Source organism: Bradyrhizobium sp. Ec3.3, assembly GCF_000472925.1.
Classification (GTDB): Bacteria; Pseudomonadota; Alphaproteobacteria; order Rhizobiales; family Xanthobacteraceae; genus Bradyrhizobium.
This window is the reverse complement of record NZ_AXAS01000002.1, coordinates 69,912-89,645: the sequence shown is the minus strand read 5'-3', so window position 1 is coordinate 89,645 and position 19,734 is coordinate 69,912. Positions and strand designations below refer to the sequence as shown.

Below are 19,734 nucleotides of genomic sequence, written 5' to 3'. Positions count from 1 at the left end.
GGGTGTTGGCAGTTCGGCGTTCGCGGAAAGCTAGGCGCGGCGGCAAGCCTTCCCTTGATTCAAATCAAGCAAAATCCACACTGGGGTAGTCAGAGTGGCCGCAACGCGATGCGCAACTCCGCTCCAGATTGGGAGAGACCATTGAACGACCAGCTTCATCCGATGGCTCCGCACCATCTGCCGTTCTTTCTCGCGCCTGGAAGCGGGGTCGACCCGCTGATGGTGGTGATGGGGATATTCCTGATTGGCACCGTGCTCTGGGTCGGCACGCTGTATTGGAAGCTGCATAGCATGCCCGAGCGGATGGCGCACAAATCGCAGAAGCTGCAATTCGAATTCGTCGCGGTGCTCGGCCTGATCTCGCTGTTCACGCATATGCATATCTTCTGGGTGGCGGGCCTGTTGCTTGCGCTGATCGACATCCCCGATTTCGGCACGCCGCTGCGCAGCATCGCCGACTCCGTCGAAAAGATCGCCGATGCGACGCCGGGAGAGGCCGGCGAGACCACATCGACCTCACAAACCGGCGATGCGGCGGTCAGCCCGCCGCCGGCAGACAAGTCCAGCGTCGCGAAGGAGAGGGAGCACAGCCATGTTTGAGCTCATGTTCTGCTCGCTCCTCACCATCGTGCCGGACTATCTCTACCGCCGCTATGTCCAGGGCAAGCGCTTCGGCAAGGAGATCACGTTCTTCTCGGTCTGGTACGAGTTGCGATGGGGCATCACGGGTTGCCTGATGCTCACGGTGTCGCTCATCACCATGATCTTCTATTTCCACCCGGCGACCGACTCGGCGACGCTTTATTTCCGCACCGTGCCCATCCTGCCCGAAGGATCGGGGCGGGTTGCGGAGGTCAAGGTCGGCTTCAGCCAGGACGTGAAGAAGGGTGACGTGCTGTTCACGCTGGACAGCTCCAAGCAACAGGCCGCCTACGAGACCGCCCGGCGGAAGGTCGCGGAGGTCGATGCCGCAATGACGACGGCGCAGTCCGATGTCATCAAGGCCGAAGCCCAGATCCAGGAAGCCAAGGCCAACTATCAGCAAGCCAAGGACGAGCTCGACACCAAATCCGAATTGCAGCGCCGCAACCCCGGCATCGTGCCGCAACGGGACATCGAAAAGCTCCAGGTGCTGGTCGATCAACGGCAGGCCGGCATCGATGCGGCGACCGCCGTGAAGGAGTCGGCCGCCTTGCAGGTGTCGACACTCCTGCCGGCCCAGAAAGCGAGCGCTCAAGCCGTTCTCGAGCAGGCCCAGGTCGATCTCGACAAGACGATCGTCCGCGCCGGGGTCGATGGCCGGGTCGAGCAATTCCTGCTTCGCGTTGGTGATGTCGTCAATCAGTTGATGCGGCCGGCGGGTGTGCTGATTCCGGAAGGCGCCGGCAGAAAGGTGCTTCAGGCCGGCTTCGGTCAGATCGAGGCGGGCGTCATGAAGGAAGGCATGGTGGCGGAAGCGACCTGCATATCCAGGCCATGGGTCATCATTCCGATGGTGGTCACGACGGTGCAGGACTACATCGCAGCCGGACAGTTCCGCGCCGGGGAGCAGCTGCTCGAAGCGCAAAACGCCGTGAAGCCCGGCACGATCCTCGTGTTCCTGGAGCCGCTCTACAAAGGGGGCCTCGAAGGCGTGACACCGGGGAGTAGCTGCCTCGTTAACGCCTATACCAGCAATCACGAGGAGATTTCCGCAAAGGACACCAGCACCGGCCGGGCCATCGCGCTGCACGTCGTCGACGGCGTCGGCCTCGTGCACGCGCTGCTGCTGCGGATCCAGGCGCTGCTGCTGCCGATCAAGACGCTCGTGCTGAGCGGCCACTGACACCGAGGAGGGCTCGGCAAAGCCGTTGGCCGTCGCCCGTTTTGCGCTAGAATGAGATCAAGGTGCAGCCGGGCGAAGCTGCTGAGGAAGAGGATGAGCGGGCGCATCCCGATCGTTGCTGCGGTCAGGCGGGGCTGGCGGGCGGCGGCCGCACGGCTCTGTCTGTGCGTGCTGGTCTTGGCCCTTGCCGGGCTCGGACCGGCGAGGGCTGCCGATCAGGGCCAGCCCAAGCGCGTGCTGCTGCTGCATTCCTTCGGACGGGAATTTCGTCCGTGGAGCGAGTTCGCGCGGGCCATCAAGGCCGATCTCGAGCGGCAGGCGCCGTGGCCGCTGGACATTCAGGAGCACACGCTTCTGACGGCGCGGTTCAACAATCCAGGTCCTGAAGAGCCCTTCGTCGATTATCTGCGCTCGCTCTACGAGAGTTGTCCGCCGGATATCGTCGTCAGCGTCGGGGCGCCTGCGGCAAGATTCGCCCAGAAGTACCGCAAGCAGCTTTTCCCCGCCACACCGATGGTCCTGACTGCGGTCGAGCAGCGCCTGGTCGATCGCACGGGACTGACCGACAACGACACGGTTATCTCGATCCACAATGACTTTCAGGCAATTTTTGCCGGCATCCTTCATGTCCTGCCCGCCACGCAGACGATCGCCGTCGTGCTGGGGGCCTCTCCCGTTGAGAAGTTCTGGCTTGAGGAGATCAAGAAGGATGCGAAGCCGTTCGAAAACAGGGTGTCGTTTGATTGGTATTCGGGGCTTTCGTTCCGGGACATCCTCAAGCGCGCCTCATCGCTTGCGCCGCACACGGTCTTGTTCTGGGGCCTGATGTCGGTCGACGGGGCAGGCGTCACGCATGAAGGCGACATCGCCTTGCGCCAATTGCGAGCTGTCGCCAATGCGCCCATCTTTTCCTATCAGGATGCCTTCTTCGATGGCCAGACCGTCGGTGGCCCCATGCATTCAACGGCCGCAACCAGCCGGAAGACGGTCGACGTTGCTATCCGTATCCTCGGTGGCGAGAAGCCGGGCAACATCAAGATCGAAACGCTCCAATTTGTGCCACCTCGATATGACTGGCGTGAGATGCAGCGCTGGGGCATCAGCGAAAGCAGTCTACCTCCTGGCAGTGAGGTCCTGTTTCGCGAGCCGAGCGTTTGGGAGATATATCGCTGGCAGATGGCGCTGATCGCAGCGGTGATCCTGGTGCAGGCCGGCCTGATCAGCGGCCTGCTTCATGAGCGCTGGCGTCGCCGCGTCGCGGAGGTCGAGTCGCGTCAGCGCCTGGCGGAGCTCGCGCACGTCAACCGCTACGCGGCGGCCGGCGAGCTGACGACGTCGATCGCGCATGAATTGAACCAGCCGCTTGGCTCTATCCTCACCAACGCCGAGACGGCCGAGCTTATGCTGAAGGGGGCTTCCCCCAATCTCGACGAGATCAGGGAGATCCTTGCCGACATCAGGCGCGACGATCAGCGGGCCAGCGAAGTGATCCGCAGGCTGCGCAGCGTGTTGAAGAAGACACCGTTCGAGATCGCCGATATCGATCTGAACGAAACCGTCGGCGAGGCGATCGGATTTCTGACCGCCGTGACCGACCGGCACAAGATCGCCCTGAAGTTCACACCCGTCGCTAGCGCGCTGCGCGTCAGGGGCGATCCGGTCCAGCTTCAGCAGGTCATTCTCAACCTGATCATCAATGCGATCGACGCGATCTCCGAGGCGGAGGCGAAGATGCGGGAGGTGACCGTCACGACGGCGCTGTCCGGCTCCTTCGCAGAAATCAGGATCGGCGACAGCGGACCCGGCATAGCCGCCGGCGATCTCAAGAACGTCTTCGATCCCTTCTTCACCACCAAGCCGCAAGGCATGGGCATGGGTCTCGCCATCGCCAAGACCATCATCGAGGCCCATCGCGGACAGATCATCGCGGAGAACAGGCTGTCGGGTGGTGCGCTGCTTACGATCAAACTGCCGCTCACGCGCTAGATCGGTCGCAGGACCTTCGCGCCGCAACAATCGGGCATCCGCTTTCTTTGATCTTCGTCAAAGAACGCATTCGTCCCGGCCCGATGCTCCCTGCCGAAATGCCAAGGGAGGGCGTGCAATGTTTCGCTGCGGCAAGACCCTGATCGCGCTTGCGCTGATGATGGCGATGCCCGTCGCCGCATCGGCGCAGACCCCGGCCGCCCCGAGCACGTCGGCGCCGCCAGCAAGTCAGGCGCCGCCAGCAAGTCAGGCACAGCCGGCCGCGGAGCTGTTGAAGCCAGAGCAGCTCGAGGCGCTGGTCGCGCCGATCGCGCTCTATCCGGACGAGCTGCTCGCCAACGTGCTGGCGGCATCGACATATCCGCTGGAGGTCGTGCAGGCCGATCGCTGGCTGAAGGAGCGCAAGAACGTCAAGGGCGACGCGCTGAAGGCAGAGGTCGAGAAGCAATCCTGGGACGACAGCGTCAAGGCGCTCGCCAGCACGGCCGATGTCCTGACCATGATGAGCGACAAGCTCGAATGGACCAAGAACCTCGGCGACGCCTTTCTCGCGCAGCAGCCTGACGTGATGGATGCGATCCAGCGCCTGCGCAACAAGGCCTATGACAACAAGATGTTGGTCACGACCAAGCAGCAAAAGGTCAGCGTCCAGACCCAGGAAAACAAGCAGGTGATCGTCATCGAGCCGGCCGAGGCCGGTACGATGTACGTGCCCTATTACGAGCCGGCGACCGTCTACGGCGCGTGGCCTTACGCCGAATATCCGCCGTACTACTTTGGATATCCTTCGTATATCGGCGCAGGCGTGGTGGCGGCGGGTCTCGCTTTCGGTACCGCCTGGGCGATCGGACGCTGGGGCAACTACTGGGGCGGCGGCTGCAACTGGGGCAACCGCAACGTCTACGTCAATCACCGGACCACCAACATCGCAAACGGTTGGCAGCACAATCCGGCGCATCGCCAGGGCGTGCGCTACAATAACGTGAACGTGCAGCAGCGCTTCGGCAACACCAACATCAAGGCCGGCGCGGCCGACCGGATGGATTTCCGCGGCCGCGATGGCCAGCAGGTACTGAAGCCCGGACAGGATCGGCCAGGCGCCGGAGATCGTGCAGGAGATCGTGCGGGCGATCGTGCAGGGGACCGCGCAGGCGATCGAGCGGGAGATCGCAGCGGCGATCGCGCAGGTGATCGTGGTGGAGATCGCGCGGGCGCCGGCGATCGCGCCAAGGGCGGCGCGGACCGTGCCAAAGGTGGCGGCGATCGCGCTGGCGCGAAGGGCGGTGGCGACCGCGCCAAGGCCGCCAACCGCGGCGGCGCCAGCGCGGGCAATCGCGCCGCAAATGTCAACCGCGGCGGTGGCGGCAATCGCGGTGGCGCCATGAACGTCTCGTCCGGGCGCGCGGCTGCCGCAGCATCGGCACGCGGGCGCTCGAGCATGGCGAGCATGCCCCGTGGCGGCGGCGGTGGCTTCGCTGGGCGCGGCGGTGGTGGCGGAATGGCGATGCGCGGCGGTGGAGGAGGCGGATTTGGTGGAGGCGGGCGCGGTGGCGGCGGTGGCCGACGTTCGGACATCGCGCTGAAGCACGACATCGTGCTGCTCGGTCATCTCGCCAATGGCCTCGGCTACTACCGCTTCAGCTATCTCGGCAGCCATAAGGCCTATGTCGGCGTCATGGCGCAGGAGGTCGAGAGCGTGATGCCGGACGCGGTGACCCGCGGCAACGACGGGTACTTGCGCGTCTACTACGAAAAGCTCGGTCTGAAATTCCGCACGTACAGCGATTGGCTCGCCGGCGGCGCAAAAATCCCTGCGGAGGTGACGCCATGATCGGTCTGAATGCGCTTCAACGCGCGGCCTTGCCGGCCGTCATGACGCTCGCATTGTTCAGCTTGCCATCGCAAGCGCAGCAAGCGTATCCGACTCCGGAGGATGCAGCCGCAGCGCTCGCCGCGGCTGTGAAGAGCGGACCGAGCGATATCCTGAAAGTGCTCGGCAGGAACGCCGACGACATCGTCTCCTCCGGTGACGAGGTTGCCGACGCCGACATTCGTCAACGCTTCACGTCGATGTACGACGCCAAGCATGCGATCAAGGCGGAGGGCAACAAGAAGGCCACGCTGATGCTCGGCCCGGACGATTTTCCGTTCCCGATTCCTTTGGTCAACTCCAAGACGGGCTGGGAATTCGACGTGGATCAGGGGCGGATCGAGGTGCTCTATCGCCGCATCGGCCGCAACGAGCTCGATGCGATCCAGGCCGCGCTCGCCTATGTCGATGCCCAGAACGACTACGCCGAGAAAGACCGCGGCGAAGGCGTCGGCGTTTATGCGCAACGCATCGTCTCGACGCCCGGCAAGAAGGATGGGCTGTTCTGGCGCGACGATAGTGACCCAAGCCCGCTCGGCGAATTTGTGGCGGAAGCCTCGCGCGAGGGCTACAAGGTGGACGGGCAGGGCGCGCCCTATCACGGCTACTATTTCAGGATCCTCAAGGGGCAGGGTCCCAACGCCGCCGGCGGCAGCCTCGACTATGTCGTCAAAGGCAAGATGATCGGCGGCTATGCGCTCGTCGCCTATCCCGCCGAGTACGGCAATTCCGGCGTCATGACCTTCGTGGTCAATCACGGCGGGACCGTCTACCAGAAGGATCTCGGTCCGCGCACCGAAAGCATTGCCAGCCGCATGATCTTGTTCAATCCGGACCAGACCTGGAAGAAAGTGGATGCCGCAAAACAATGAGAGGATAACGCGGCGCTCCTTCCTGTGTTGTCTGGCGGCAACGATATTGCTCGCCTTCGTCATGCCGGCGACGCCGTCCTTTGCACAGGCAGCCGGCCACGTCCGCGTCAAGATCGTGAAAGCGGGCCTCTTGATCGGCGGCGGCACCGGCCGCGGCGTGCTGACCTGGCGGGGCCGCAACTATCCGTTCAGCGTGTCCGGTCTCAGCCTTGGAATCACGGCCGGAGCCACGATCAGCCGCCTGGATGGCTGGGCCTCCGGCATCCGTGAGGTCAAGGATTTCACCGGCACCTACAGCTCGGTCGGCGGCGGCTTCGCACTGGTCGGCGGCGTCAACGGCGTCCATTTGCGCAACGAGAAGGGCGTGACGATCGTGCTGCAAGGTCCGAAGGCAGGGATGGAAGTCGCCGCCAACCTCAGCGCGATCACGATCTCCATGAAATGAGCCGGGCCTGAATACGCCCCATCCGGATTCCATTGAGCATCGGAAGCAGGCGTTCAAATTGAACGCCTGAAGGAACGTCTGACGCGCATTCGCCGCCCGGACCGCGCGTCGGCTGCGAATAACATGATGTTAGGTTTATCGCATAACTGGGTAATTGTGTTAGCCCGCCGAAAGCCTATTGTTGCAGCGAACCAGACACGTCCCGGCAGTCGATAAACGCAAGCGGAAAGCCCGCCGCGCGATCGGACAGTGCTGCCCAACATATCCATGAAGCCCGCTCACGGGACGCCAGCAAACAGGTCGGAGGAAACTTGCACATGACCACGGCTCGAGCGATCCACGACATGGGTCAGTCCAAGAAGGCTGCTGCGAGCGGCTGGATTGGATCGGCGCTTGAATATTATGACTTCTTTATCTACGCGACGGCAGCGTCGCTGATCTTCCCGCAGATCTTTTTTCCGTCGGACAATCCGACCGTTGCCATCGTCGCATCCCTCGCAACGTACGGTGTCGGATATGTGGCCCGCCCGATCGGTGCCTTCGTTCTCGGGCACTGGGGCGATACCCATGGCCGCAAAACGGTTCTCATCGTCTGCATGTTCCTGATGGGCATCTCGACGATGGCCGTCGGCATCCTGCCGACATACCAGCAGGTCGGCATCTGGGCGCCGATCCTGCTCGTCACCTTACGTCTCGTGCAGGGTTTTGCCGTTGCCGGCGAGATCTCCGGCGCAAGCTCGATGATCCTTGAGCATGCGCCATTCGGGCGGCGCGGATTCTATGCGAGCTTCACGCTCCAGGGCGTGCAGGCCGGACAGATCCTTGCGGCGGCGGTCTTTCTGCCGCTCGCGGCCTACATGCCCACCGAGGCCTTCAACAGCTGGGGTTGGCGGATACCCTTCCTGCTCAGCTTCTTCGTCATCGTCGCGGGCTACATCATCCGCCGCGAGGTCGACGAGACACCTGCCTTTGCCAGGGAGGATGAGCGCGGAGAAACCCCGCGGGCTCCGATCATTCAGGCCATCAAGCTGAACTGGAAGGACATGCTCAGGGTCATCTGCATGGCGCTGATGAATGTCATTCCGGTCGTCACGACGATTTTCGGCGCGGCCTATGCAGTCCAGTCAGCCTACGGTATCGGTTTTGCGAAGGACGTCTATCTCTGGATTCCGGTCCTCGGAAACATGCTGGCGGTGTTCGTCATTCCCTTCGTCGGTAATCTGTCCGACAAGATCGGCCGCAAGCCTCCGATCATCGTCGGCGCGCTCTGCTCCGGCCTGCTCGCATTCGGCTACCTCTACGCAATCAGCATCAGGAACGTGCCATTGGCGATCCTGTTGTCGCTGTTGATGTGGGGTGTGGTCTATCAGGGCTACAACGCGATCTTCCCGAGCTTCTATCCCGAGCTGTTTCCGACGCGCACCCGGGTTTCGGCGATGGCGATCTCGCAAAACATCGGCACGACCATCACCGCGCTGCTTCCCGCTTTGTTTGCGACCGTGGCGCCTCCCGGCTCGGCCAACATCCCGGTCACGGTGGGCGCGATCGCCTTTGGCATCACGGTGATTGCCGCCCTCGCAGCGGTGACTGCCAGGGAGACATACCGGATCGGCCTTGACGATCTCGGCAAGCCGGATGCCGTTCCGATGCCAAGGGCGGACTATGAGCGCAGGCGCGCGGAGACCGCGAACGGGGCCGCGGCCGTTCCGACCTGACGGCCAGGGAAGAGAGGTCACGCGATGATGATGCAAACATCTCGCATATCGCCGTCCTCCCGCATATGAGAGAAACGACTGCCGCTGCGGCCAGACAGGCCAGCAGCGGCAGGCTTCACGGAAGTCCCGTGACGCACGATGTCGAATTTCACCGGCGTGCGCCGGACGGCATATCGCCTGCCAAGGAGTTGAGAGATGAATCCCGTTGTTGTTGCTGTCGCAATCACCGGTTCCGTTCCGCGCAAGAAGGACAACCCGGCAGTGCCGATCGTGCCGTCCGAGCAGATCGAGTCGACGCATGCGGCCTTCGAGGCCGGCGCGACGCTGGCGCATATTCACGTTCGCAACGACGACGAAACGCCGTCCTCCGATCCGCAGCGCTTTGCAGAGGTGCAGGAGGGCATCAGGAAGCATTGTCCGGGGATGATCGTTCAGTTCTCGACCGGAGGGCGCGGCCGCGATCCGTCGGCGCGCGGGTCGGCGCTCTATCTGAAGCCGGACATGGCGTCTCTCTCGACCGGATCGGTGAACTTTCCGACCATCGTCTACGAGAACAGCGCCGCTCTGGTCGAGCATCTCGCCACCGGTATGAAGGCAGGCGGGATCCGCCCCGAAATCGAGATCTTCGATCTCTCGCACCTCCATGGCGCGCGCCGCCTGATCGAGGCGGGACTGATCGACGAGCATCCCCACGTGCAGTTCGTCATGGGTGTCAAGAACGCGATGCCGGCGGACGAGCACGTGCTCGACATCCTTCTGGCGGAACTCAAGCGGCTGATGCCGAAATCGACGTGGACCGCGGCAGGGATCGGCCGTCATCAAGCCGAGGTCATGGGCTGGGCGCTGTCGCGGGGCGCCGACGCGGTTCGCACCGGGCTCGAGGACAACATCAGGATCGACAAGAACCGTCTGGCGAAGAGCAACGCGGAGCTCGTGACTTTCGCTTGTGAGGCGGTTGTTCGCCACGGCCGACGCGTCGCTACACCGGCGGAGGCAAGATCGGCGCTGCGGATCGCGAGGTAAGTCACACGATCAGCCGTCCCCGTCGCGCCGCAATCCCGATCGCGACCTCTGCGCCGGCGTTGAACTCCAGCCGATCGGCTTCGATACCGTCGCTGAAGATGACGCCGTTTTCCGGCATCAGCGAGCGGATGCGCAGTTGTTCTGAGGAGGCGAGGGAGCCGCAGACGAGACCCACTTGCGAGTTGCGGCTGGGGAAGGGCTCGCGCACGGCAAAGCGCAGCTCCGGCGCGTCCCAGGGCAGGGCGCCGTAAGCCACAGGTTCTGAAGGCTGGCCGAACTGTCCTGCGATCGCGAGCGAGCCGGTGACGATGCTCTTGAACCAGGCCGTCGAGCCGAGCCCGGTCGAGACGATCAGCCCGCTCGAGGATTGCCGCTCCTTCGTCTCGCCGGTCGCAATCTCGTAGATCGCGGAGGTGTGCGTGCGGGCACCAATGAAGAGGTCGTTCACGGCATGGAGGACCTGGCCGTCGGAGAGACGCGCCTCTGCCATCGTCACCGCCTGGCTGTCGCGCTTGTCGGCAGCGACCTCTGGCAGGAGCTTTGCGAGGTCGCGCGGCGCAAAGGGCAGGAGGATGCCGTCGTAGCGCGCCGGGTCCGGGTTGAGCCCGATCAGCGGATGACCATCGAGATATTTCATGGTGTTGGCGACGACGCCGTCCTGGCCGAGCGCGACCACGATGTCGGAGGGCGCAAAGATGAAGTTCGGCAAAAAGCTGCGCTCGATCACCTGGTAGCGGCCCCATTGCTCCAGCACTTGCAAAGCGAGGTGCTGCTGCGCGCGATAGGCCTCGTGCTCGCGCTCATAGTCGGAGAAGTCGGCGCCGAGATGCTCGACATAGAAGCGCGCCTGCGCTGCGGTCAGGTAACGCGCGACCAGGTCCTCCAGCCTGGTCTTGCGCGTCACCAGCACGATCTTGCGGTCATTGCCGGCGGGCATTGGCGGCCTCCGCCATCCTGGGCTTTTCCATCAACTGGCTAAGCAGGTCCGGCGAGACGTTGAGCTGGCCGATCTTCTCCGCCTTCTCGGCAATGCCGGTGAAGGCCTGCGCGATGAGCTGGCCCGGCTGCATGCCAGCAGAGGCGAGCGCCTGGATCACGCGGGTGTCGACGCCCTCGAAAATCTTCATCAGCGCACCGACGCGATAGGCTTCGGCATCGGCCAGCGTGCGGGTGTTTTCGGCGTTAAGCCCGACGAAGTCCTTGCGCTTGCCTTCGAGAGCGATGTCCGCGACCATGCCGGACTGGCGCAGCTCGTTCTTCTTGGCGGCGACGCTGGCTTCCGCGTCCATCTGCGTCTCGCGGATCGAGCGCTTCTTCTGCTCGACCGCGATCTCGGTGTCGAGCTCGCTCTCGCGGATGGCGCGCTCCTGCTCGACCGCAAAATTGCGGCGGGCGAAGATCGCTTCGTCGGCGTTCTTCAGGATCGCTTCGCGCGCTTCGGCCTCCAGTGCCTTGGCGGTGTCCGGCGTCGGCTTGATGCCGCGGATGGAGACGCCGAGGATTTCGAGGCCGAGGGAGGCGATGTCGGCGCGGGCCCGCAAGCCACCTGCGATGATGTCGGCGATGCGGTCGGAGGCCTGAAGCGCCTCTCTCAGCGTCAGCTCCTTCACCGCCTGCTGGGCCAGCACCTCGACGGTGCCGAGGATGCGCTGCGGCAGCTTTTCCGGATCGTCCGTCTCATAGGTCTTGCCGTCGCTCTTCAGCGTGAAGTCGAGCATCGAAGCCGCCTTCTTCGGCTCGCTGACGCGATAGGTGACGTGGCCCTGGACGGTCAGGGTCTGAAAGTCGCGCGCGATCTGCTGGAAGATGAAGGAGGCGTCGCGGCTGCCGATGGGGACGGCGACGAGCGAGGTGGCCGGCGCGTAGTAGAACGCGGATAGTCCCGCCCCTTCGGCGACCACGGCGCCGGCACGGTACTTCATGAGATAGGTGGTGGGCTGGGCCTTGATGAACCTGACGCCGAACATGGTCCTCTCCTAATAAGTTGGTCTGAGCAACTAAGTAAGTTGCACTGTACAACTAAGTCGGTTACTGTCAAGCGACAAAAGAGGGGAGGTCGCAATGGCGCAGAAAGATCAAGCCCAAGGCACTGAGAATTCGGGACAATTGGATTTCCCGCGGCCGCTGGCCACGGTCGACGTGGTGATCTTTGCGATCCGGAACGAGGGCCTGCACGTCCTCCTGGTGCAGCGGCCGGCCGGCGCTGGCGAGCCGTTCCCGCTCGCCTTCGCGCTGCCGGGCGGCTTCGTCGATGTCGCCAAAGACCGCGATCTCGAGGCCTGCGCGGTGCGCAAGCTGAAGGAGAAGACCGGCGTGACCAGCCCCTATCTCGAGCAGCTCGGAAGCTGGGGCAGTGCTGGACGCGACCCGCGCGGCTGGTCGGCGACGCACGCCTATTTCGCGCTGATGCCGGAGGAGGCGGGCCGGGCCGCGCTCGCACCTGACGCGCAATGGTTTCCAGTCGTCGCGGGCAAGATCAAGCCGAAGCTCGCCTTCGACCACGGCGAGATCCTCACTGCTGCAGTCGAGCGCCTGCGCAACAAGGTCGAATACACTTCGCTGCCGGCCTACCTGATGCCGGCGGAATTCACGCTGCCCGATCTCCAGCGGGTCTACGAGATCGTGCTCGACCGTCCCTTGGAAAAGAGCGCCTTCCGCACGCGGATTCTCTCAGCCGACATGATCGAGCCGATCGCCAAGATGCGGCGCGGCCCGAACCGGCCGGCGCAGCTCTATCGCCTGAAGAAGGGCAGGGAGCCGGTGTATTTCGTCCGCACGTTCAATCCGCCGGAGTGAGCGACCTTACACGAACTGGCTAGGTCTCGCCGGTTCCGGCGGATCGACGACAAACCCTTCGCAGACGATGAGGCCGTCGATCAGCCTGAACTCTAGCCTGTCGTAGCCCGGCATCGTCTCGCCAGGCTTCGGCGGCAGCAGGGCGATGCGACCTTGAATGCACAGCACGGACTGCCCGGCGCCATGCCACATCCTGCTTCCGGTCTCCTTCCAGCGCCGGCGAATAAGCGTCTCGCGATCACAGAGATCGTCGGATTTCGCGACGGCGGCCGGGGCGATGTCGGCTTTGGCGGTGACCGCCTCGACTGGGGCCGTTTCGATGGTGTCGGCCTCGACGAGCTCGACCTCGACCACGTCGGCCTCGACAGCGATGGCTGCGAAAGTCTCCGCGGCATCGGGATCAACCGCACCGGTCTCGAAGGTTTCGATGAGAGGGGGAGCAGTCTCGACCGCCTCGGGGTCAATCGCATCGGGCTGAGCGGCCTCGCTCTCGGTCTTGATTTCAAAAGGCGCCGTCTCAATTGCGTCGACCTCGATCATATCCGTCTCGGCGCAAGCGAGCGGGAGAACATCGGTCTCGGCAACAACGGCCTCGGATGAATCCCCTGATGGCGCGACATGAGCCGCAACGTCGTCGGCGTCACGCGCGACGGTTTCGACTTTCTCGGCCTCAGCCGCGCCGGCCTCGGCGATTGCGACAAGAGGCGTCTGAGCAGACTCGATTTCAGCTGTCGCGGCCTCAACGGGGAGATCATCGCTTTCAACGGCCTCGATCTCACTCTGGGAGAGGTCGTCGGACGCCATTGCAGGGGGGGCAACATCGCATACGCTAGTCGTGACCGACTCATCTGCGTCGATCGCCGCGATGTCAGCCTCCGCGGTTGCGGTCTCAGCGACGTCAGTCGCAGGAGCCTCCATCTTCCCAGCCTCGGCGCTTGCGGCAAGGGGCGTCTGAGGAGACTCGATTTCAACTATCTCGGCCTCAACGGGGAGATCGTCGCTTTCAACGGTCTCGATCTCACTCTGGGAGAGATCGTCGGACGCCATTGCAGGGGAGACGACATCGCATACGCTTGTCGTGGCCGGCTCATCTGCATTGATCTCGGAAGCGCCAGCCTCCGCGGTTGCGCTCTCAGCGACATCAGTCGCGGGAGCCTCGATCTCCCGAGCTTCGACAGCGTCAGTCTCGGCGGGCTCGGCCGCAGCGGTCGCGGTTCCATCGGAAGCCGCCTGCACGGCGTCGGGTTCAACCGCTTCCGCCTCGACCGAGCCGGGCGCGCCATCGTCCTTCGTGACGTCCGCAGCCGGAGCCTGAAACTCGCTGACAACCGGTTCGTCGTTCTTTCGGCCGCGCAGCAGCGACTTGAACTTCGCGAATGCAAATTCAACCGCCGGGATCCGGCGCAGCGCTATCGCCAGTCTCGTGAGGACTGGGAGCTGTTTGGGAGCATACTCGGCGTGAGACATCAGTGATTCTCGAAACGAGCAAGAGTTGCCCGCGACGCGCGGGACTGTCAAATCGCGCGCTGATGGCCGTTGTCATCATGTCAATGCCATTGTGGCGGATAGGGTCATACCGCGTTCGCAGTGCAGCGCGGGTTGGAGATGGTGTATCCGGGAAGGGCCGGATCGGTCGGATCCGGGCTGGGGCGGAATACGTCGATTGAAATTCGATACGAAGCTGATTGGCGTCATGGCGGTGCTCGCCGTCACCCAACTCGTCGGATGGGGGACGATCGGGCTTCCCGCCATCGTCGGGCGCGATCTCGCGGCCGATCTCAATATGAGCCTTCCGGCGGTATTCGCGGGGACCTCGGTTCTGTACGTCGCGATGGGGCTGTGCGCGCCCTGGCTCGCAAAATCCTTCACGCGGCATGGCGCGCGCCGTGTGATGATGGTGGGCACGGTCGTGACCGCGCCGGGCTTTGTGCTCCTGTCCTTCGCGCACGAGCCGATCCTTTATTTCGTGGCCTGGATCGTCCTCGGTGTGGCCGGCAGCGCCACGCTCTCGACCGGTGCCTACATCATGCTGAACGAAGTGGCCGGCCCGCGCGCCAAGAACGCGATCGGCGCATTGATGTTGGTGACGGGCCTTTCCGGCAGCATCTTCTGGCCGACGACGTCGTTTCTGAGCAGCCTCGCCGGCTGGCGCGGGACGTGTCTGGTTTATGCGGCCATGATGATCGTCGTCTGCCTGCCGCTCCTGGCCTTCGGTGCACCGCGCCGGCGCAAGGCGAGTGAGGAAGTTGCCGCGAAGGCGCGGGACGTGCCGGCTTCTCCAGTTCCCAGGAGCACCTTCCATCTCGTCACGTCCGCGGTTGCGCTGAACGCCTTCGTGAACTTCGGCTTGAGTGCCGTCTTCATCGAGCTCCTGAAGGCCGAGGGGCTGTCGCCGGCGGAGGCCGTCGGCTTCGGCTCCACGCTGGGCGTAATCCAGGTCAGCGCGCGCGGCATCGATTTCCTCGGCGGCGGACGCTGGGACGGGATCACGACCGGTCTGGTTGCGGGCACGGCGCTGCCGCTTGCCATGCTGCTCCTGATGGCCGGCAATGGCGCATATTGGGTCGTTGCGCTCTTCATCCTGCTCTATGGCCTCGGCAGCGGCGCGATGGCGGTGGCGCGGGCGACGATCCCGCTCGTCTTCTACGACCAGACCGAATTCGCCAAGGCGATGTCGATGATCGCCCTGCCGGTCAATCTTGCCGCAGCCGTCTCCCCGCCGGTTCTCGCAGCCCTGCTGGTCCATTTCGGCAGCCGCGGCCTGCTCGGCCTGACCATGCTCTGCTCATGTGCAACGGTGTTGATCCTGATCGCCCTTGGCCGCCGCCGGCCACGAGCTGCGACGGCTGCTGCGGCGTGACGTCGTAAGGCGATACTACGAGCGGCCGGCGGATGGTGGCATGCCGCCAGTGCAGGACTCCAGGGTCCAAAATGGTGTATCCGCAGGGAGCGCGGCCCGGCCCTGGCCGCCGCGCCAACATCAGTTCCCGGAGGAAAGCTTATGTCGGCCTTGCCGCTTTCAGGCATCAAGATCCTTGACCTCACGCGCGTACTCGCCGGGCCCTTGTCGGCCCAGATGCTCGGCGATCTCGGCGCTGAGGTGATCAAGATCGAGCGGCCCGGCACCGGCGACGACGCGCGCGCCTTCGGCCCGCCTTATCTCACCGACCCCGAAGGCAAGGCGAACAACAACAACTCGTTCTACCTCTGCGCCAACCGCAACAAGAAGTCGGTCACCGTCAACATCGCCAAGCCCGAAGGACAGGCGATCATCCGCGAGCTCGCCAAGAACGTCGACGTCTTCATGGAGAACTACAAGGTCGGCGATCTCAAGCGCTACGGACTCGATTACGAGACGATCAAGGCGATCAACCCCGGCATCGTCTACTGCTCGGTGACCGGCTTCGGCCAGACCGGCCCCTACGCGCCGCGCGCCGGCTATGATGCGATCCTGCAGGCGATGGGCGGCCTGATGAGCGTCACCGGCCATATCGACGGCGAGCCTGGCGAGGGCCCGATGAAGGTCGGCCCGTCGATCGTCGACTACATGACCGGCATGAACACCTCGATCGGGATTCTCTCGGCGCTCTACCATCGCGACGCCAATGGCGGGGAAGGACAGCACATCGACGTCTGCCTGTTCGATACCGTCATCGCATCGTTGTCGCACTGGCTGCAGATCTACCTCGTCAACGGCAAGACACCGCCGCGCCGCGGCACCTGGGGCAATGGCGGCATGCCCGCCGGCGTGTTCCGCTGCACCGACGGCGAACTGATGCTGGTGGTCGGCAATGACGGCCAGTTCCAGCGTACCTGCGCCGTGCTGGGCGAGCCCGACCTCGCCAACGACAAGCGCTTCATCAGGAACAACGACCGCGTCGTGCACGGCAAGGAGATCATGGCGATCTTCGCTGGTCTGTTCCTGAAGAAGCCGGTGGCCTACTGGCTGGAAAAGCTGGAGGAGGCCGGCGTGCCGTCAGGTCCGATCAACAATTTCGAGCAGGTGTTCAGCGATCCGCACGTCCAGTCGCGCGGCATGCGGGTGAAGGTCAACCACAAGTTCGAGCCCGAATTGTCGCTGATCCGCAACGCGCTGACGTTCTCCGAGACGCCGGTGACGGACTATCGGGCGCCGCCGCTTTTAGGGGAGCACACGCAGGAAGTGCTCGGCGGACAACTCGGCTATGATGCGGAGCGGATCGAGGCGCTGAAGAAGCAGGGCGTGATCTAGGGCGACATCGGATGACTACCGGCAAGACCATCATTACCTGCGCGATCACCGGCAACCTCACGAAGCCCGAGCAGTCGCCTTATCTGCCGATTACGCCCGAGCAGATCGCGACCTCCGCGCTCGAAGCGGCCGAAGCCGGCGCAGCGATCGCGCATATCCACGTGCGTGATCCCGCAACGGGGCGACCGTCGATGTCGATCGATCTCTATCGCGAGGTCGTCGAGCGCATCCGCGCCCGCAACAGGAGCCTGGTCATCAATCTCACCACCGGGCCGGGCGGGCGCTTTGTTCCATCGCACGACGACCCTCGTGTCGCCGGTCCCGGCACCACACTGCTCCAGCCGGAGAAGCGCGTCGAGCATATCGAGTTGCTCAAGCCCGACATCTGCACGCTCGATCTCAATACCATGAACTCAGGCGGCGAGGTCGTGATCAACACGCCTCGCAACGTCCGCATCATGGCCGAGCGGATGAGAGCAGTGGGCGTGCTGCCGGAGATCGAGCTGTTCGATTCCGGCGACTGCCATCTCGCGCGCGACCTTCTGGCCGACGGCACACTGAAGGGGCCCGGCCTGTTCTCCCTCGTGCTCGGCGTGAAGTACGGCTTCTCCGCGACATCGGAGACGATGTTCTATGCACGCAGTCTTCTGCCGCCGGGTGCGATCTGGTCCGGCTTCGGCATCGGCCGCGCCGAATTCCCGATGGTCGCGCAGGCGTACTTGCTCGGCGGCCATGTCCGGGTCGGCATGGAGGACAATCTCTATTTGTCCAAGGGCGTGCTGGCGAAGACCAATGCCGAGCTGTGCGCGCATGCCGCGGGCATCCTGAAAAGCCTTGGCGCGAGCATTGCCACGGCCGACGACGCGCGCGCCATGCTCGGCCTCGCCTGACTCCCGCCGTCAGCCCCGCTGCTCCCGCCACAGGCATTTTGCCGACTCGCGGACATCCGAGGGGCGGCTGCCGAACTGGCGGCGGAAGACGCGGTTGAAATAGGAGACGTCGCCAAAACCGCTTTCATGGGCGATCTGCGCGATGTTGAGATGGCGGTACCTGCGGTCGACCAGCATGCGCTGGGCTTTTGCCAGACGCTCGGTCAGCACGAAGGCCGAGAACGACGAGCCGTCCTGCTCGAACAGTTTTTGCACATAGCGCGGCGAGATGCCGTGACGTGCGGCGATCGTTTCGGTCGCCAGTTCGCTGTCGCCAAGCGCGGCCAGAATGTCCGACTTGATCGCGGCCAGTCGTGCCGCGGTGCCGCCGCGCTCCCGGGCGAGTTCGGCGTAGTCGCCCTGGGCACCGAACGCGAGCGCGGCGAGGTCGATCAGGTGTGCCGACACACTGCGCGCGACGGCCGGATCGGTTGATGGATCGCCGTCGTCGAGGACGTCGACATAGCGGGTGAGGAGACGCAGCGCCTCGTTGTTGCTGGGGATCGATTGGCCGAATGCCCGCGAGAAATGCGGCGCGAGCCGTGCAATGGCCGGCAACGAGAACAAAAGGGTGATGAAGCTGCCCTCGGTCAGCATGGTGCTGGTCGAGGGATCGAGCGGCGCGATCACGCTGGCGCTGCCGACGCCGGAGATCAGCTCCTTGCCGAACTGGGTGGCGCTGGCGCGGCCCGAGCGCAGCACGCTGATGGCGACCAGGTCCTTGCCCTTTGTCGCGAGCTCCTTCGAGACCCGGTAATGCGCCGGCGAGCGCGAGCCGGCGGCGATGCTGACATTGGGCAAAAGGTTGAATGTCACGTCGGCGTGGAACGGCTCGTCCCCGATCGGCTCGATGTCGATATTGGCGATGCCGCGTCCATAGACCTCGCGCCACATCTGCAGCCGCTTGGCTTGCGGAAAATCATCCGTGGAGACGCGTGCGCGTCGAAACGGCTCTGTGTCCTGCATGTGCCCCCGCTGGAAACATCGGTACCGTAACTTTGACGCGGGATGCCGGCCGGAAGTTCGAAGCCTTCATGGATTTGGCCGCCTCAGATATCGGCTTTACCCGATTCGATGTCACCTTAAGGTGCTGAAATGCGGGGTCGGAACTCTCGGCGCGCGTCACCGGCGAGTTCTCGGGCGCGCGCCAAAGCTACGCCGGCACGGGAACATTCCGGGTGACCTGGTGAGCGCGACGGCGGGTTGAAGAGGGCAAGCGTTCCTTTGTCCACAGATGATCCGTAGTTGCCCCGGCTTTCGTCGCAATCCGGACTCGTATTCGATCCCTTTATCTGACGAACTGGTGTTCGGCAGGGAGGAAGCGAATGTCCTACACGATCGGTTATCAGGTGAAGAACCAGAAGGCAGTTCTGGCGACCGAGGCGGCGACGGCCAACCAGGCCGTGGCGATCGTCGTGGCGCTGCAAAAGTCGGCCGAGGAAATCAAGTTCATCCGCTCGCCGCAGGAAGGCGAGATGGGCATCGAGATGCTGCTGCTGCTGGCGAAGGAAGAGGCCGAGGAGATGCCGCAGCGGATGTAGCCGGCGGAACCCTCGCGGGCATACTTCGATCCTAAGCGAAACGTCGAAGCCTTCGGATCGTCTAGGCTGCCTTCGTTATATTTACAGACGAGGGTGTCCGCCCATGAAACGCGAAGCGCTGCGCGTCGAACCCATCTCGACTTTTCTCGATCGCTGGAAGGCGCCGACCTCGCCGGTGACGCGCGCCGGCAACATGATCTTCGTCGCTGGCCTGCCGCCGTTCGATCCCGACACCGGCGAGATCGCATCCGCGCCGATCGAACGGCAGAGCGAGATCATCATGGAGCAGATGAAGCTCTGCCTGGAGACTGCCGGCGCCAGCCTCGACAACGTCATGAAGTGCAACGTCTATTGCACCTCGACCAAGCACTTCGCCGCTTTTAACGCGGTCTATGCGCGCTACTTCCCCAGCGATCCGCCGGCGCGGATCTTCGTCTGCACGCCCGAATGGTTTGGCCCGTTCGATGTCGAGATCGATTGCATCGCAATGATGTGAGGCGG

General features: G+C 63.9%; 18 protein-coding genes. 14 read left to right on the top strand and 4 right to left on the bottom strand.

What is annotated here, in order from left to right:
* Window positions 1-162: 162 nt before the first annotated feature.
* The 8 genes from YUU_RS0102920 (at window position 163) to YUU_RS0102885 (ending at window position 9,736) form a co-directional block, all read left to right on the top strand.
* Entirely contained in the window at window positions 163-600 is a 438-nt protein-coding gene (locus tag YUU_RS0102920) for a hypothetical protein (protein WP_035661167.1), read from the top strand.
* Window positions 593-1,825 (top strand): HlyD family secretion protein, encoded by a 1,233-nt coding sequence (locus YUU_RS0102915; protein ID WP_027521004.1) that lies wholly within the window; start codon window positions 593-595, stop codon window positions 1,823-1,825. Before YUU_RS0102920 ends, YUU_RS0102915 begins: the two co-directional genes overlap by 8 nt.
* A 93-nt stretch (window positions 1,826-1,918) precedes the next feature.
* Window positions 1,919-3,811, top strand: a complete 1,893-nt coding sequence (locus YUU_RS0102910) for a sensor histidine kinase (protein WP_027521003.1) — start codon at window positions 1,919-1,921, stop codon at window positions 3,809-3,811.
* 118 nt (window positions 3,812-3,929) lie between these two features.
* On the top strand, window positions 3,930-5,642 hold the full coding sequence (locus tag YUU_RS0102905; protein WP_027521002.1) for a DUF3300 domain-containing protein: 1,713 nt from the start codon (window positions 3,930-3,932) through the stop codon (window positions 5,640-5,642).
* Window positions 5,639-6,553 carry a DUF2950 domain-containing protein gene (locus YUU_RS0102900; protein WP_027521001.1) on the top strand — a complete coding sequence of 305 codons (915 nt, stop codon included), beginning with the start codon at window positions 5,639-5,641 and terminating at the stop codon, window positions 6,551-6,553. Before YUU_RS0102905 ends, YUU_RS0102900 begins: the two co-directional genes overlap by 4 nt.
* Window positions 6,537-6,998: a hypothetical protein gene (locus tag YUU_RS0102895; RefSeq protein ID WP_027521000.1), complete on the top strand. Its 462-nt coding sequence runs from the start codon at window positions 6,537-6,539 to the stop codon at window positions 6,996-6,998. The genes YUU_RS0102900 and YUU_RS0102895 overlap by 17 nt, the downstream gene beginning before the upstream one ends.
* 317 nt (window positions 6,999-7,315) lie before the next feature.
* Window positions 7,316-8,713 carry an MFS transporter gene (locus tag YUU_RS0102890; protein WP_027520999.1) on the top strand — a complete coding sequence of 466 codons (1,398 nt, stop codon included), beginning with the start codon at window positions 7,316-7,318 and terminating at the stop codon, window positions 8,711-8,713.
* 195 nt (window positions 8,714-8,908) lie between these two features.
* Window positions 8,909-9,736 carry a 3-keto-5-aminohexanoate cleavage protein gene (locus tag YUU_RS0102885; protein ID WP_027520998.1) on the top strand — a complete coding sequence of 276 codons (828 nt, stop codon included), beginning with the start codon at window positions 8,909-8,911 and terminating at the stop codon, window positions 9,734-9,736.
* 1 nt (window position 9,737) lies between these two features.
* Here YUU_RS0102885 and YUU_RS0102880 read toward each other — a convergent pair whose 3' ends face one another.
* Together YUU_RS0102880 and YUU_RS0102875 are read right to left on the bottom strand one after the other, a co-directional pair.
* Window positions 9,738-10,673 (bottom strand): sugar kinase, encoded by a 936-nt coding sequence (locus tag YUU_RS0102880; RefSeq protein WP_027520997.1) that lies wholly within the window; start codon window positions 10,671-10,673, stop codon window positions 9,738-9,740.
* The gene (locus tag YUU_RS0102875; RefSeq protein WP_027520996.1) at window positions 10,657-11,703 is read right to left on the bottom strand and encodes an SPFH domain-containing protein; all 1,047 of its coding nucleotides are present in this window, start codon (window positions 11,701-11,703) and stop codon (window positions 10,657-10,659) included. Before YUU_RS0102875 ends, YUU_RS0102880 begins: the two co-directional genes overlap by 17 nt.
* Window positions 11,704-11,797: 94 nt before the next feature.
* On the opposite strand from YUU_RS0102875, the gene YUU_RS0102870 reads away from it, so the two are divergent.
* Window positions 11,798-12,532, top strand: a complete 735-nt coding sequence (locus YUU_RS0102870; RefSeq protein WP_027520995.1) for an NUDIX domain-containing protein — start codon at window positions 11,798-11,800, stop codon at window positions 12,530-12,532.
* A 6-nt stretch (window positions 12,533-12,538) separates the two neighbouring features.
* Here the strand turns inward: YUU_RS0102870 and YUU_RS0102865 are convergent, their stop codons facing one another.
* Complete coding sequence (locus YUU_RS0102865; RefSeq protein ID WP_156944064.1) at window positions 12,539-14,050, bottom strand: hypothetical protein; 1,512 nt, start codon at window positions 14,048-14,050, stop codon at window positions 12,539-12,541.
* A 136-nt stretch (window positions 14,051-14,186) separates the two neighbouring features.
* Here YUU_RS0102865 and YUU_RS0102860 point away from each other — a divergent pair, with 136 nt between their 5' ends.
* From YUU_RS0102860 to YUU_RS0102850, 3 genes are all read left to right on the top strand, one after another.
* Window positions 14,187-15,392 carry an MFS transporter gene (locus tag YUU_RS0102860; RefSeq protein WP_027520993.1) on the top strand — a complete coding sequence of 402 codons (1,206 nt, stop codon included), beginning with the start codon at window positions 14,187-14,189 and terminating at the stop codon, window positions 15,390-15,392.
* A 141-nt stretch (window positions 15,393-15,533) separates the two neighbouring features.
* On the top strand, window positions 15,534-16,763 hold the full coding sequence (locus tag YUU_RS0102855) for a CaiB/BaiF CoA-transferase family protein (RefSeq protein ID WP_027520992.1): 1,230 nt from the start codon (window positions 15,534-15,536) through the stop codon (window positions 16,761-16,763).
* An 11-nt stretch (window positions 16,764-16,774) separates the two neighbouring features.
* Complete coding sequence (locus YUU_RS0102850; RefSeq protein WP_027520991.1) at window positions 16,775-17,653, top strand: 3-keto-5-aminohexanoate cleavage protein; 879 nt, start codon at window positions 16,775-16,777, stop codon at window positions 17,651-17,653.
* A gap of 9 nt (window positions 17,654-17,662) precedes the next feature.
* Here the strand turns inward: YUU_RS0102850 and YUU_RS54930 are convergent, their stop codons facing one another.
* A complete protein-coding gene (locus YUU_RS54930; RefSeq protein ID WP_051389599.1) occupies window positions 17,663-18,658 on the bottom strand; it encodes an AraC family transcriptional regulator in 996 nt (331 codons plus the stop codon).
* A gap of 359 nt (window positions 18,659-19,017) precedes the next feature.
* Between YUU_RS54930 and YUU_RS0102840 the strand changes: the two genes are divergently transcribed.
* A complete protein-coding gene (locus tag YUU_RS0102840; RefSeq protein WP_027520990.1) occupies window positions 19,018-19,233 on the top strand; it encodes a hypothetical protein in 216 nt (71 codons plus the stop codon).
* A gap of 103 nt (window positions 19,234-19,336) precedes the next feature.
* Window positions 19,337-19,729, top strand: a complete 393-nt coding sequence (locus YUU_RS0102835) for a RidA family protein (RefSeq protein WP_027520989.1) — start codon at window positions 19,337-19,339, stop codon at window positions 19,727-19,729.
* Window positions 19,730-19,734 lie beyond the last annotated feature (5 nt).

What these genes read in the sequence shown, in the direction of transcription:
- YUU_RS0102920 (WP_035661167.1), top strand. Translation starts at nt 163, where the DNA reads ATGGCTCCGCACCATCTGCCGTTCTTTCTCGCGCCTGGAAGCGGGGTC.
- YUU_RS0102915 (WP_027521004.1), top strand. Translation starts at nt 593, where the DNA reads ATGTTTGAGCTCATGTTCTGCTCGCTCCTCACCATCGTGCCGGACTAT.
- YUU_RS0102910 (WP_027521003.1), top strand. Translation starts at nt 1,919, where the DNA reads ATGAGCGGGCGCATCCCGATCGTTGCTGCGGTCAGGCGGGGCTGGCGG.
- YUU_RS0102905 (WP_027521002.1), top strand. Translation starts at nt 3,930, where the DNA reads ATGTTTCGCTGCGGCAAGACCCTGATCGCGCTTGCGCTGATGATGGCG.
- YUU_RS0102900 (WP_027521001.1), top strand. Translation starts at nt 5,639, where the DNA reads ATGATCGGTCTGAATGCGCTTCAACGCGCGGCCTTGCCGGCCGTCATG.
- YUU_RS0102895 (WP_027521000.1), top strand. Translation starts at nt 6,537, where the DNA reads ATGCCGCAAAACAATGAGAGGATAACGCGGCGCTCCTTCCTGTGTTGT.
- YUU_RS0102890 (WP_027520999.1), top strand. Translation starts at nt 7,316, where the DNA reads ATGACCACGGCTCGAGCGATCCACGACATGGGTCAGTCCAAGAAGGCT.
- YUU_RS0102885 (WP_027520998.1), top strand. Translation starts at nt 8,909, where the DNA reads ATGAATCCCGTTGTTGTTGCTGTCGCAATCACCGGTTCCGTTCCGCGC.
- YUU_RS0102880 (WP_027520997.1), bottom strand. Translation starts at nt 10,673, where the DNA reads ATGCCCGCCGGCAATGACCGCAAGATCGTGCTGGTGACGCGCAAGACC.
- YUU_RS0102875 (WP_027520996.1), bottom strand. Translation starts at nt 11,703, where the DNA reads ATGTTCGGCGTCAGGTTCATCAAGGCCCAGCCCACCACCTATCTCATG.
- YUU_RS0102870 (WP_027520995.1), top strand. Translation starts at nt 11,798, where the DNA reads ATGGCGCAGAAAGATCAAGCCCAAGGCACTGAGAATTCGGGACAATTG.
- YUU_RS0102855 (WP_027520992.1), top strand. Translation starts at nt 15,534, where the DNA reads ATGTCGGCCTTGCCGCTTTCAGGCATCAAGATCCTTGACCTCACGCGC.
- YUU_RS0102850 (WP_027520991.1), top strand. Translation starts at nt 16,775, where the DNA reads ATGACTACCGGCAAGACCATCATTACCTGCGCGATCACCGGCAACCTC.
- YUU_RS54930 (WP_051389599.1), bottom strand. Translation starts at nt 18,658, where the DNA reads ATGCAGGACACAGAGCCGTTTCGACGCGCACGCGTCTCCACGGATGAT.
- YUU_RS0102840 (WP_027520990.1), top strand. Translation starts at nt 19,018, where the DNA reads ATGTCCTACACGATCGGTTATCAGGTGAAGAACCAGAAGGCAGTTCTG.
- YUU_RS0102835 (WP_027520989.1), top strand. Translation starts at nt 19,337, where the DNA reads ATGAAACGCGAAGCGCTGCGCGTCGAACCCATCTCGACTTTTCTCGAT.